The sequence below is a fragment of the Bradyrhizobium sp. USDA 4538 genome, from assembly GCF_024171045.1.
GTDB classification, from domain to species: domain Bacteria; phylum Pseudomonadota; class Alphaproteobacteria; order Rhizobiales; family Xanthobacteraceae; genus Bradyrhizobium; species Bradyrhizobium australafricanum.
Genome location: NZ_JALJZE010000001.1, coordinates 2,838,447 through 2,851,740, shown reverse-complemented (window position 1 = coordinate 2,851,740; position 13,294 = coordinate 2,838,447). Strand labels below are relative to the sequence as shown.

15 protein-coding genes are annotated in these 13,294 nt (G+C 64.8%); all 15 read left to right on the top strand.

What is annotated here, in order from left to right; genetic code table 11:
• Positions 1-158: 158 nt before the first annotated feature.
• A complete protein-coding gene (gene urtB, locus J2R78_RS12710) occupies positions 159-1,757 on the top strand; it encodes an urea ABC transporter permease subunit UrtB (RefSeq protein WP_375167117.1) in 1,599 nt (532 codons plus the stop codon).
• A complete protein-coding gene (gene urtC, locus J2R78_RS12705) occupies positions 1,754-2,923 on the top strand; it encodes an urea ABC transporter permease subunit UrtC (protein ID WP_253604710.1) in 1,170 nt (389 codons plus the stop codon). Before urtB ends, urtC begins: the two co-directional genes overlap by 4 nt.
• Positions 2,924-2,927: 4 nt before the next feature.
• Positions 2,928-3,689: an urea ABC transporter ATP-binding protein UrtD gene (gene urtD / locus J2R78_RS12700; protein WP_253604708.1), complete on the top strand. Its 762-nt coding sequence runs from the start codon at positions 2,928-2,930 to the stop codon at positions 3,687-3,689.
• Between the two features lie 4 nt (positions 3,690-3,693).
• Positions 3,694-4,389 (top strand): urea ABC transporter ATP-binding subunit UrtE, encoded by a 696-nt coding sequence (gene urtE / locus J2R78_RS12695; protein WP_018269603.1) that lies wholly within the window; start codon positions 3,694-3,696, stop codon positions 4,387-4,389.
• 48 nt (positions 4,390-4,437) lie between these two features.
• Complete coding sequence (locus J2R78_RS12690; protein WP_253604706.1) at positions 4,438-5,274, top strand: urease accessory protein UreD; 837 nt, start codon at positions 4,438-4,440, stop codon at positions 5,272-5,274.
• Between the two features lie 28 nt (positions 5,275-5,302).
• Entirely contained in the window at positions 5,303-5,605 is a 303-nt protein-coding gene (locus tag J2R78_RS12685; protein ID WP_253604704.1) for an urease subunit gamma, read from the top strand.
• 112 nt (positions 5,606-5,717) lie between these two features.
• On the top strand, positions 5,718-6,023 hold the full coding sequence (locus J2R78_RS12680; RefSeq protein WP_028334688.1) for an urease subunit beta: 306 nt from the start codon (positions 5,718-5,720) through the stop codon (positions 6,021-6,023).
• 4 nt (positions 6,024-6,027) lie between these two features.
• Positions 6,028-6,582, top strand: a complete 555-nt coding sequence (locus J2R78_RS12675) for an HD domain-containing protein (protein ID WP_253604702.1) — start codon at positions 6,028-6,030, stop codon at positions 6,580-6,582.
• Position 6,583: 1 nt separating this feature from the next.
• Positions 6,584-8,299, top strand: a complete 1,716-nt coding sequence (gene ureC, locus J2R78_RS12670) for an urease subunit alpha (RefSeq protein ID WP_253604700.1) — start codon at positions 6,584-6,586, stop codon at positions 8,297-8,299.
• Between the two features lie 111 nt (positions 8,300-8,410).
• Positions 8,411-8,710, top strand: coding sequence for a putative quinol monooxygenase (locus J2R78_RS12665; protein WP_024581875.1), 300 nt, complete (start codon positions 8,411-8,413; stop codon positions 8,708-8,710).
• A gap of 24 nt (positions 8,711-8,734) precedes the next feature.
• Positions 8,735-9,034, top strand: a complete 300-nt coding sequence (locus J2R78_RS12660; protein WP_028342270.1) for a putative quinol monooxygenase — start codon at positions 8,735-8,737, stop codon at positions 9,032-9,034.
• A 7-nt stretch (positions 9,035-9,041) separates the two neighbouring features.
• Entirely contained in the window at positions 9,042-9,659 is a 618-nt protein-coding gene (gene ureE / locus J2R78_RS12655) for an urease accessory protein UreE (protein ID WP_253604698.1), read from the top strand.
• A complete protein-coding gene (locus J2R78_RS12650; protein ID WP_253609810.1) occupies positions 9,640-10,377 on the top strand; it encodes an urease accessory protein UreF in 738 nt (245 codons plus the stop codon). Before ureE ends, J2R78_RS12650 begins: the two co-directional genes overlap by 20 nt.
• Positions 10,378-10,527: 150 nt before the next feature.
• Positions 10,528-11,166 carry an urease accessory protein UreG gene (ureG, locus tag J2R78_RS12645; protein WP_028334695.1) on the top strand — a complete coding sequence of 213 codons (639 nt, stop codon included), beginning with the start codon at positions 10,528-10,530 and terminating at the stop codon, positions 11,164-11,166.
• Positions 11,167-11,607: 441 nt separating this feature from the next.
• A complete protein-coding gene (locus J2R78_RS12640) occupies positions 11,608-13,269 on the top strand; it encodes an HWE histidine kinase domain-containing protein (RefSeq protein WP_253604696.1) in 1,662 nt (553 codons plus the stop codon).
• Positions 13,270-13,294 lie beyond the last annotated feature (25 nt).

Genomic DNA, 13,294 nt, shown 5'->3' with positions numbered 1-13,294 from the left:
AATAGGGCTCCTGACAATAGGGCTCCTGACAACAGGGCTCCTGAGCTCCTGACCTGATCGACGACACAACACAACCATCCAAGAACCTGGAGAAGGCGGCACAGCTCGCCGCCTTCTCCTCACACTCCTGCCGGGGTACTGACGTGTTCGCCAATTGTATTGATCGTTTTCGTGCGCTGTTTCTCTCGATCCTGCTGCTGAGCTGCCTTGCTGTGCCGGCGCTGGCTGGTCCGTTCGAGGATTCGGTCGCCAAATTCGCCAATGACGAGTTCTCCGACACCGAGGCTGCGATCGGTGAGGTCGCCGCGTCGGGCAATGCGCTGGCCTCGCCCATCATCAGCGCGCTGCAGGACGGCCGGCTCTCGGCCGATCCCGACAGCAAGAAGGTCTTCATCACGCGGACCGACGGCAAGATCGTCGACGCCGCCACGGGTGCTGCCGTCGACAAGCTGCCTGACAACGCCGCCGCCGTCCGCCTCAACAACCGCCTGCGCCGCACCGTGGAGGCTGCGCTCGGCGGCCTGACGCTGCTGTCGCCGGATCCGGCCAAACGCCTCGCCGCCGCGCAGTCGGTGTTCAAGAGCCACGAGGAGAATTTGCTGCCGACGGTGGAGGCTGCGCTCGCCAAGGAGAACGTCAAGTCGGTCAAGCAGGCCTTCGCCGAGGCGCGCGCCGCCATCATCCTGTTCAAGTCGGACGCATCCGACAGCGACAAGCTCGACGCCGTCGCCGTGGTCAAGGCGCGCGGCGATCAGGAGGCGCTGGCGCTGCTCACCGGCCTCGGCGCCGACCAGCCGCCGCTGGTTGCCAACGCGGCCGCAAGCGCGGTGTCCTCGATCCAGAGCAATCTGGCGATGTGGTCGATGGTGCAGAATGCCTGGTACGGCCTATCACTCGGCTCGGTGCTGCTGCTCGCCGCGATTGGGCTTGCCATCACCTTCGGCGTGATGGGCGTCATCAACATGGCGCATGGCGAGATGGTGATGCTCGGGGCCTACACCACCTTCGTGGTGCAGGAGGTGATCCGCAGCCGCTATCCTGCGCTGTTCGACTATTCGCTGCTGATCGCGGTGCCGCTCGCCTTCCTGGTCGCCGGCTTGATCGGTGTCGTGATCGAGCGCACCATCATCCGCTTCCTCTACGGCCGTCCGCTGGAGACGCTGCTCGCGACTTGGGGCCTGTCGCTGGTGTTGCAGCAGGCGGTGCGCACCGCGTTCGGTCCGACCAACCGCGAGGTCGGCAACCCCTCCTGGATGAGCGGTGCCTTTGAGCTCGGCCAGATCACCATCACCTATAACCGGCTCTGGATCCTCTGCTTCACGCTCGCGGTGTTTGCCATCCTGCTGGCGATGCTGCGCTACACCGCGCTCGGACTCGAGATGCGCGCGGTGACCCAGAACCGCCGCATGGCGGCCTCGATGGGGATCGCCACCTCGCGCGTCGACGCGCTGACCTTTGGTCTCGGCTCGGGGATCGCCGGCATTGCCGGCGTGGCGCTGTCGCAGATCGACAATGTCAGCCCGAATCTCGGCCAGAGCTACATCATCGACAGCTTCATGGTCGTGGTGTTCGGCGGCGTCGGCAATCTCTGGGGCACGCTGGTCGGCGCCTTCACGCTCGGCATCGCCAACAAGTTCCTCGAGCCTGTCGCGGGCGCGGTGCTCGGCAAGATCGCGATCCTGGTGCTGATCATCCTGTTCATCCAGAAGCGGCCGCGCGGCCTGTTCGCGCTCAAGGGTCGGGCGGTGGAAGCATGACGCCGCACATCCTCACCCGTTCGCTCGATCGCGCCGCGACCGCGTTCGTCCTGATCGTCGCCGCGATCGGCGTGCTGATCCCGTTGTCGAACCTGCTGCTGCCGCAGGGCTCGATGTTCCAGGTGCCGACCTATCTGGTCGCGTTGTGGGGCAAATATGTCTGCTACGCCATCCTCGCGCTCTCGATCGATCTGATCTGGGGCTATTGCGGCATCCTCTCGCTCGGCCACGGGGCGTTCTTCGCGCTCGGCGGGTACGCGATGGGCATGTACCTGATGCGCCAGATCGGCAGCCGCGGCGTCTACGGCAATCCGATCCTGCCCGACTTCATGGTGTTCCTGAACTGGAGCAAGCTGCCCTGGTACTGGTACGGCTTCGACAAGTTCTGGTTTGCCGCGCTGATGGTGCTGCTGGTGCCGGGTCTGCTCGCCTTCTGCTTCGGCTGGCTCGCCTTTCGCTCGCGCGTCACCGGCGTGTATCTGTCGATCATCACGCAGGCGATGACCTATGCGCTGCTGCTGGCGTTCTTCCGCAACGATTTCGGCTTCGGCGGCAATAACGGGCTGACCGACTTCAAGGACATCATCGGCTTCAACGTGCAGGCCGAAGGCACCCGCGCGGCGCTGTTCCTGCTGAGCTGCCTTGCGCTGATCATCGCGTTCCTGATCTGCCGCGCGATCGTGACCTCGAAGCTCGGCAAGGTCCTGATCGCCGTGCGTGACGCCGAAAGCCGGACCCGTTTCCTCGGCTATCGTGTCGAATCCTACAAGCTGTTCGTGTTCACGCTGTCGGCGTGCATGGCCGGCGTTGCCGGTGCACTCTATGTGCCGCAGGTCGGCATCATCAATCCGAGCGAGTTCGCGCCCGCCAACTCGATCGAGGCGGTGATCTGGGTCGCGGTCGGCGGCCGCGGCACGCTGGTCGGCGCGGCGCTCGGCGCCGTCGTCGTCAACTACGCCAAGACGTTCTTCACCTCGGGGCCGCTCGCACCGTACTGGCTGTTCATGCTGGGCGCGCTGTTCATCCTGGTCACGCTGCTGTTGCCCAAGGGCATCGTCGGTACCTTCGACGCCTGGTGGAAGCCGCTGAAAGCGCGGCGCAACTCACCCGACGCCGAGAGTGCCGCGCGCGAAGACGGCATCGGCGCACCGAACCCGGCGGAGTAGGCAGATGAACGTCATGGATACCCGCGCCACTTCGGCCATGCTCTACCTCGACGGCGTGCACGTCTCGTTCGACGGTTTCCACGCCATCAACAATCTGTCGCTGGCGCTCGAGCCCGGCGAGATGCGCGCCATCATCGGCCCGAACGGCGCCGGCAAGACCACGATGATGGACATCATCACCGGCAAGACCAAACCCGACGAGGGCACGGTGCTGTTCGACGGCACCGTCGACCTGACCCGGCTCGACGAGACCCGTATCGCCGAGCTCGGCATCGGTCGCAAATTCCAGAAGCCGACGGTGTTCGAGAGCCAGACCGTGCAGGACAATCTGCTGCTCGCGCTCAATGTCGATCATTCCGTGTGCGGCACGCTGTTCTGGCGCGGCAGCAAGGCTGAGTCCGAGCGCATCGACAAGGTGCTCGAGACCATCCGCCTGACCGATGCGCGCAACCGCCTCGCCGGCAGTCTGTCGCACGGCCAGAAGCAGTGGCTCGAGATCGGCATGTTGCTGGCGCAGGACCCGAAGGTGCTGCTGGTCGACGAGCCGGTCGCCGGCATGACCGATGTCGAGACCCATCTGACCGCGGAGCTCCTGAAGGAGATCAACAGGAATCACACCATCATGGTGGTCGAGCATGACATGACCTTCGTGCGCGAGCTCGGCGTCAAGGTGACCTGCCTGCATGAGGGCTCGGTGCTCGCCGAAGGTTCGATCGACCAGGTGTCGTCGAACGAGCGCGTGGTCGAAGTGTATCTGGGGCGCTAGCGCGATGCTGAAGATCGACAACATCAATCTCTATTACGGTGCGGCGCAGGCGCTGCGCGGCGTGTCGCTGACCGCCGAGCCGGGCAAGGTCACCTGCGTGCTCGGCCGCAACGGCGTCGGCAAGACCTCGCTGCTGCGCGCGATGGTCGGCCAGTATCCGATCGCCTCCGGCACGATCAATTTCGACGGCAAGGACATCACCGCGCTAAAGCCCTATGAGCGGGCGCGTCGCGGCATCGGCTTCGTGCCGCAGGGCCGCGAGATCTTTCCGCTGCTGACGGTGGAAGAGAACCTGAAGACCGGCTTCGGTCCGCTCAAGCGCGAAGACCGCAACATTCCCGACGACGTGTTCTCGCTGTTTCCGGTGTTGGAGACCATGCTGGGCCGCCGCGGCGGCGACCTTTCCGGCGGCCAGCAGCAGCAGCTCGCGATCGGCCGGGCGCTGGTGATGCGGCCGAAGCTCCTGCTGCTCGACGAGCCGACCGAGGGCATTCAACCCTCGATCATCAAGGATATCGGCCGCGCCATCTCCTATCTGCGCAACCTCGGCAACATCGCGATCGTGCTGGTCGAACAATATCTCGACTTTGCCTGCGAACTCGGCGACAGTTTTGCCGTAATGGACCGGGGTGCGGTGAAATATGCCTGCGACCGCGCAAGCCTCGATCCCGCCGAGATCAGCCGCCAGATGGCGCTGTGAACAGGATGTGAGCCGCCTGTTGTGGCGCGCGAAGGGAGCGTCGGGGGAATGCGGACCGGGATCGCAGGCGCGGCAGCGGCGACGTTTGCGGCAAACCGCGCCCAGGGTGCTGTCAGGTTCGGCGTGCATCTGAAAGACGGCGCCACCCGCCGCGGCGACCTGCATGAGTCCGGCTCGCTGCGCGTCCGCTTCCCATCGCCGGAGGACGACGGTCTCTCGGCCATGTTCGTCAACACCGCCGGCGGCATTGCCGGCGGGGACCGCTTCGAGATCGCGGTCGCGGCCGGCGAGGGCGCGCGTTTGACGCTGACCACCGCGGCGGCTGAGAAAGTCTACCGTGCACCGGCAGCGGCGGCACGGCTCGACATCGCGCTGACCGTTGCCGCAGGCGCGCATCTTGCCTGGCTGCCGCAGGAAACCATCCTGTTCGACCATGCCCGCATTCACCGCGGCTTCGACATCGACCTTGCCGAGGGTGCCTCGCTCCTGCTCTGCGAGATCGTGGTGTTCGGCCGCGCCGCGATGGGCGAGACCATGCGCCACGGCGAGTTCGTCGACCGCTGGCGGATGCGCCGTGGCGGCCGGCTGGTGTTTGCCGAGACCATCCGCCTCGACGGCGAGATCGGCGAGAAGCTCGCGCGACCCGCGATCGCGGGCGGCGGCTGCGCGATCGGCACGGCGTTGATCGTGCCGGGCGACGAGGCCTTGGTCGAGCGCATCCGCGAGGCGTCGGAAAGCTTCGGCGGCGAAGTCGGTATCTCCGCCTGGAATGGCTTTGCAATGGCCCGCTTCTGTGCCCAAGATGCGGCCCGGCTGCGGGCCGACATGATGACGGTGCTCGGCCGCGCCTCCACTGTCCCGCTGCCGCGGCTGTGGCTCAACTAAACCTTTCAAGAACGATCAGAGTGCTCGCATGAATTTGTCTCCCCGCGAAAAGGACAAGCTCCTGGTATCGATGGCGGCCATGGTGGCGCGGCGCCGGCTCGAGCGCGGCGTCAAGCTGAACCATCCGGAAGCGGTGGCGTTGATCACCGACTTCATCGTCGAGGGCGCGCGTGATGGGCGCACCGTCGCCGAGCTGATGCAGGCCGGTGCCAAGGTCCTGACCCGCGCGCAGGTGATGGATGGCATCCCGGAGATGATCCACGACATCCAGGTCGAGGCGACATTCGCCGACGGGACAAAGCTCGTCACCGTGCACGAGCCGATCCGATAGCCACGAGCGTCATTCCGGGGCGGCCGGAGCGGCCGAACCCGGAATCCAGAGATTGTTGATCGAGATTCCGGGTTCGATGCTGCGCATCGCCCCGGAATGACAGGAGAGACGAATGATCCCCGGCGAACTCTTCATCAAGGACGGCGAGATCGAGCTCAATGCCGGCCGCAAGACCGTGACGCTCTCGGTCGCCAACACCGGCGACCGCCCGATCCAGGTCGGCTCGCATTACCACTTCTTCGAGACCAACCCGGCGCTGAAATTCGACCGCAAGAAAGCCCGCGGCATGCGCCTCGACATCGCCGCCGGCACCGCCGTCCGCTTCGAACCCGGCCAGACCCGCGACGTCCAGCTCGTCGCACTCGCCGGCAAGCGCGTGATCTACGGCTTTCGCGCCGAGGTGAAGGGGAAGCTGTAGCGCCATGCTTCCCGCTGTCCGCATGGTCTCCGAAGCTGCCGAGCTTGCCGCGCACCGTCATAACGGGATGGCGCGCAAGGGGCGGGGGAGTGAGCCTTACATCAACCATCTCGCCGAGGTCGCGAATCTGCTCGCGCAGGTCACTAACGGCACCGATGCCGAACTGGTGGCTGCCGGCTGGCTGCACGACACCATCGAGGACACCGAGACCACGCGCGAGGAGCTCGCGCAGAAGTTCAGCGCGCGCGTTGCCGATCTCGTTGTCGAGTGCACCGATGACATGAGCCTGCCAAAGCCTGCCCGCCGGCAAAAGCAGATCGAGGATGCTCCGCACAAATCTCCCGGTGCAAAGCTGATCAAGATCGCCGACAAGATCAGCAATATCGGCGCGCGGATCGTGCCGCATCCGAGCAAGGACGAGCGCGATGATCTCGCCGACTATGCGGCCTGGGCCGACAAGGTCGTTGCCGGTTGCCGGGGCATCAATCCGCGGCTCGACCGCATTTTCGACGACACGATTGCGCGTGCCAAGGCCGCGCTGGCTGAAACTGGGGGCTGACATGTCCGTGAAGATCAAGCGTTCCGTCTATGCCGACATGTTCGGTCCAACCACCGGTGACAGGGTTCGGCTTGCCGACACCGATCTGATCATCGAGGTCGAGAAGGATCTCACCACCTATGGCGAGGAGGTGAAGTTCGGCGGCGGCAAGGTGATCCGCGACGGCATGGGGCAGTCGCAGGTGACCAACGCGCAAGGCGCGGCGGATACCGTGATCACCAACGCGCTGATCGTCGATCACTGGGGCATCGTCAAGGCCGACGTCGCGATCAAGGAGGGCATGATCGCGGCGATCGGCAAGGCCGGTAATCCCGACATCCAGCCCAATGTCACCATCGTCATCGGTCCCGGCACCGACGTGATCGCCGGCGAAGGCAAGATCCTCACCGCCGGCGGTTTCGACAGCCACATCCATTTCATCTGCCCGCAGCAGATCGAGCACGCGCTGATGTCTGGCGTCACCTCGATGTTAGGGGGCGGCACCGGCCCCTCGCACGGCACCTTCGCCACCACCTGCACGCCGGGTCCGTGGCACATGGGGCGGATGATCCAGTCGTTCGACGCCTTCCCGGTCAATCTCGGCATTTCGGGCAAGGGCAACGCCTCGCGTCCGGCGGCGCTGGTCGAGATGATCAAGGGCGGCGCCTGCGCGCTGAAGCTGCACGAGGACTGGGGCACCACGCCGTCTGCCATCGATACCTGTCTCTCGGTGGCCGACGACTACGACGTCCAGGTGATGCTGCATTCGGACACGCTGAACGAATCCGGCTTCGTCGAGGATACGGTGAAGGCGTTCAAGGGCCGCACCATCCATGCCTTCCACACCGAAGGTGCCGGCGGCGGCCACGCACCGGATATCATCAAGATTGCCGGGCTGAAGAACGTGCTGCCGTCCTCGACCAATCCGACGCGGCCGTTCACCCGCAATACTATCGACGAGCATCTCGACATGCTGATGGTGTGCCATCACCTCGATCCGTCGATCGCCGAAGACCTCGCCTTCGCCGAGAGCCGGATCCGCAAGGAGACCATCGCCGCCGAGGATATCCTGCACGACCTCGGCGCGCTCTCGATGATGTCGTCGGACTCGCAGGCGATGGGCCGGTTGGGTGAGGTCATCATCCGCACCTGGCAGACCGCCGACAAGATGAAGAAGCAGCGCGGGTCGCTGCCGCAGGACAAGGGCAACGACAACGACAATTTCCGCGTCAAGCGCTACATCGCCAAATACACCATCAACCCCGCGATTGCGCACGGCGTGTCGAAGCTGATCGGCTCCGTCGAGAAGGGCAAGATGGCCGACCTCGTGCTGTGGTCGCCGGCGTTCTTCGGCGTCAAGCCGGATTGCATCATCAAGGGCGGCTCGATCGTGGCGGCGCCGATGGGCGATCCCAACGCCTCGATCCCGACGCCGCAGCCGGTGCATTACCAGCCGATGTTCGCCGCCTTCGGCAAATCGCTCACCGCATCCTCGGTGGTGTTCACCTCGAAGGCCGCGGCGAGCGGCGGTCTCGCCCGCAAGCTCGGCACAGCCAAGAAGCTCTATGCGGTGCAGAACACCCGCGGCAAGATCTCCAAGAAGAGCATGATCCACAACGACGCGACGCCCGAGATCGAGGTCGATCCCGAGACCTATGAGGTACGCGCAGACGGCGAGCTGCTGACCTGCGCGCCGGCCGAGGTGCTGCCCATGGCACAGCGCTATTTTATGTTCTAAAACCCGTCCCGGTAACCAGAGCGTTTTCGAGCGAAGTGGATTTCCGGTTCGCGGAAAGAAAACGCGTCAAAACAAGACTCAAGCCAAAACAGAAAACCGGGAGGAACTTCCGTGATTTACGTCGTTGCTACGCTGACCATCAAGCCCGAGACCCGCGCCGAATTCATTGCTGCGGCGACGGCCTGCATCAAGGAAACCCGCAAGGAGCCCGGCAACATCGCTTACGATCTGCATGAGAGCGTCACCGACCACAGCAAGATGGTGTTCGTCGAGCAGTGGGAGAACGCGGAGGCGCTGGTGCCGCATCGCACCGCCGAGCACATGAAGACGTTCGGCCGGGTCGCGGTGAAATGCATGGCCGCGCCGCCGAAGATCGAGGTGATCACGCCCGAGAAGGTCGACGTCCGCTAACGAGAAAAAGAAGGGAGATAATCCATGATCTATGTCATCGCCACCACGCCGATGAAGCCGGAGAACAAGGACGACTTCATCAAGGGGCACAAGGCCTGCACGGTCGAGACCCGCAAGGAGAAGGGTTGCATCTCCTATGACGGCAATGTCAGCGTCAACGATCCCAACCTCTATGTGGTGGTCGAGCGCTGGGAGAGCCGCGAGGATCTCAACGGCCATGCCAGGGCGCCGCACATGAAGGTATGGCGCGAATATTCCGCTAACATGAAGACCGGGCCGACGGTGATCGAGATCATCAGCGACGCCAAGGTCGAGAAGCTCTGAGGCATCGATGATCCGCGCCACCAAGGTCCTGGGACAGCACCGCTGGAAGGAAGCGCCAGCCGATACCGTCGTGCTAGGTTTTGACGACCGGCACCGGCGGCGGATGGTGATGTCAGGGACGCGCGGGCTCGAATTCCTGCTTGATCTCGAAAACGCCGTCGCGCTGCGCGGCGGCGATGCGCTGGTGCTGGAGGACGGCCGCCTCGTCGAGGTGGTCGCAGCTCCCGAGCCGCTGGCGGAAATCCGGGGCAGCGATCCGCATCATCTGATCCGGGTCGCCTGGCATCTCGGCAACCGTCATCTGCCGACGCAGATCATGCCGAAGGGATTGCGCATCCGCAGGGATCATGTGATCGAGGCGATGGTGAAGGGGTTAGGGGCCCGTGTGATCGAGATTGAGGCGCCGTTCGATCCCGAGGGCGGCGCCTATGCCGAGCATGCGCATGCCGACGAGCACGCGCATGGTCACACCGGGCACGATCATGCCCACAGCCATGCCCATGATCACGGCCACCACCATGGCCATGATCATGGGCCTGACCATGACCACGACCATCATCATGATGAGCATTGCGAGCATGCTCATCATCACCACGACCACTCCCATGCTCATGACCACAAATGAGCCTGATCCCGCCGCGCTGCGCGGCGGGATGGCGGAGGACGAGGCGGCCGCGCTGTACCGGCTGATGACATGGCTGTCGCCGTCCTTTCCGGTGGGGGCGTTCGCCTATTCCAGCGGCATCGAATGGGCGGTCGAGGCCGGCGACATCACGGATGCCGCGTCGCTGCGCGGCTGGCTCGCCGCGATGCTTTCCGACGGCAGCGGATTTTGCGACGCTGTGTTTCTCGCGCAGAGTTTTCGTGCGGCGTTGCAGCCCAATCATGCCGGGCTGGAGCAGGTCGCCGAGCTTGCCGCGGCCTTCGTGCCGTCGCGCGAGCGGCAGCTCGAGACCACGACGCAGGGGCGCGCCTTCATCGAGATCGCCCGTGCCGCGTGGAATTCGCCCGGCCTCGACGCGATGATTGCGGCTTGCAACGGCCCTGTCGTCTACCCCGTCGCGGTCGGCATCGTCAGCGCTGCACACGGTATTCGGCTTGCGCCGGCGCTGCACGCCTTCCTGCATGCCGTGCTCTCGAACTGGATTTCCGCGGGCAGCCGGCTGATCCCGCTTGGGCAGACCGACAGTCAGCGCGTGCTGGCCGGTCTCGAGCCGGTCGTGGCAGCAACCGCGGCGCGGGCCAATGCGGCCTCGCTCGACGATCTCGGCGGCGCGACCTTTCGCGCCGATCTCGCAAGCCTGCGTCACGAGACGCAATACACGAGGCTGTTCCGGTCATGATGCATCCTCCGCTGTCGTCCCTGCGAAAGCAGGGACCCATAACCACAGGGGGTGGTTGTTGCGGATGGTGTCGGCCACTGGACCCGGTTGAGGGATCACGCGGTATGGGTCCCGGCTTTCGCCGGGACGACAATAGAGGGACTTGTTGATATGCCCACTTCCCACGGCCCACTTCGTGTCGGCGTCGGCGGCCCGGTCGGCTCCGGCAAGACCGCGCTGATGGACCTGCTCTGCAAGTCGATGCGCGAGCGCTACGACATCGCCGCGATCACCAACGACATCTACACCAAATGGGATGCCGAGTTTCTGGTGCGCTCCGGTTCGCTGACGCCGGACCGCATCGCCGGTGTCGAGACCGGCGGCTGTCCGCATACTGCGATCCGCGAGGACGCTTCGATGAATCTCGCCGCGGTCGCCGACATGCGGGCAAAATTCCCCGACCTCGATCTGGTACTGATCGAATCCGGCGGCGACAATCTGGCGGCGACCTTCTCGCCGGAATTGGCCGATCTGACGATCTACGTCATCGACGTTGCCGCCGGCGACAAGATCCCCTCCAAGGGCGGCCCCGGCATCACGCGATCCGACCTCCTGGTGATCAACAAGATCGATCTCGCACCCCATGTCGGTGCGTCACTCGAGAAGATGGACACCGACGCCAGGCGGATGCGCGGCGAGCGGCCCTTCGTGATGACCAACCTGAAGAAGAGCGACGGCCTCGATCGCATCATCAGCTTCATTGAGACCAAGGGCGGCCTTCGGTCGCAGGGCAAGGTCAAGGCGGGTTAGGCCAGCTAGACGTTAATCATTGTGGCAGGGTCGGCCAGTCCCGTCATCCCCGCGCAAAGGCTTCGCCTTTGTCGCTGGAGGTGCGAGCGGAGCGAGCCTCGAAGGATGTACGGCCACGGGTGGGGCCGTTCACCCTTCGAGACGCGCGTGCTGCGCTCCTCAGGGTGACGGTGAACGAGCGAGTGCGCGCACCCGCCGCAAAAAAGCTGCGCAATCGCCGGAACAATTTCCAACTTTGCCGATTAGCAACCTTTGGCGCCGCCAAAGACCGCCGGGTGGCGTCGTCGTTAATGCTGCCGACCGGCTCCTGTTGCGGACCGATGATCGCTATTCCATATTCCTTTGCGGCGGGCTTTCATCGCATCCTGATTTGTCGCCGCCCTTGCAGAAGCCAGATGACTTCCGTCCCCTTTCGCCACCCCCTGATTGCCGAGTAAGCGTGTGGTTCGACTGGGCTTCATCGTTGCCTTGATTGCACTGATCGGAGTTCTGCTCTCCGGTCTTGCCGCCTATCGGGTGCACGATCAGGAGCTCGCGATCGACGGCATCGCGCTGGCGCGGGCGATCGACGTCCACGCCAGCCTGGTGCAGGACCGCCTGACCGAGCGCGAGCTGCTGGCGCGGGTCGCCTCGGGGCTGTTCCGGGCGCCGTCGATGGTGAAGGCCAACATGCTGCAGCCGCTGCGCTCGGCGATCTACGCCTTCAAGACCGATTTCGTCGTCGCCGCCTGGATCGCGCGGCTCAAGCCGGACGAGCTCGCCGCGGCGGAGGCCGAGCTGAAGGCCAACGGCTTCACCAATCCGACCATCCGGGATTTCGACGACCAGGCGCTCGACCTCAAGGCGCTCGACAAGCCGATCAACGTGCTGATGGACGTCGAGCCGCGCAATCCGGAGACCTTGAGCATTCCGGGCCGCGCCTTCGACCACCACTCGGTGGTGGGCCCGATGCTGGCGCGGGCGATGGCCAACGCCAAGCCTGTGGCCTCCGACCCGGTGCCGCTGTTGCGGCAGAACGGCCCGGTCGGGGTCGTGCTCGCCGCGCCGGTGTTCCAGGAGGGCGCGTCCGAGCCGGCCGGCTTCATCACCTTCTCCTATGAGCTGTCGTCGCTGATGCTGACCAACGATGACAGCTCGCTGTTCGCGGTGGCGTTGAAGGATCCGCGCGACTCCAACGACGAGTTCACCGCCAACGAGCAGGGCATCGTCAGCTCGCGCGCGGTGCGCCAGGACGGTCCGCTGCCGTCGATGGTGCGCACGGTGACGTTCGGCGGCCGTGACTGGTCGCTCGACTATTACGCCAAGAGCAACGCCACGGTGCGTGCGCAGCAGACCGCGACCATCGTCGCGGCGATCGGCCTCGCGCTGACCGGCATCGTCTGCGGCCTGTTCGGCTATGTCGCCTATAACAATTTGCGCCTCAGCCGCGAGATCGAGGTCCGCATCGGATTCGAGCGCCGGTTGACCGCCGTGATCGACGAGCTCAACCATCGCGTCAAGAACATCCTCGCGGTGATCCAGTCGATCGTGACCCGCACGCTGCGGCACGGCGCCGATATCGATGTCGCGCGCGAACTCTTGATCGGGCGCATCCATGCGATGTCGAACGTCGTCACGCTGCTCAGCGAGAGCCAGTGGCAGGGCGTCAAGCTGAAGGGCCTGTTCGAATCGCGCGCGATCCCGCATGCCGACCGGATCGCGGTGAACGGTCCCGACATCACGGTCAGCGCCCGCGCCGCCCAATCGCTGTCGCTGCTGTTCTTCGAGCTCGCCTCGCATTCCGACGAAGGGCTGTCGCTGGTCGGCAAGCACCCGCACATCGTCGCCAATTGGGAGGTCGTCGGCGAGGATGCGGACTCGGTCTTTCATTTCCGCTGGGAAGAGTTCAACACCAGCCAGGCGACGCGGCGAGCCGACAGTGATTTCGGCCTGATCCTGCTCGACCGCGTCGCGCCCGAGGCGCTCGGCGGCACCGCGAAGCGCTATTTCACCGACGTCTCCTATGTCTATGAACTGACCGCGCCGATGGACACCGTCGTCGACATGACCGAGCGCGACCGCACCGAGCAGTTCTCCGCGCCGCTGCGCCCGGTGAAGAAGTAGCGGCTGCCTCAGGTTGTGTGATCGG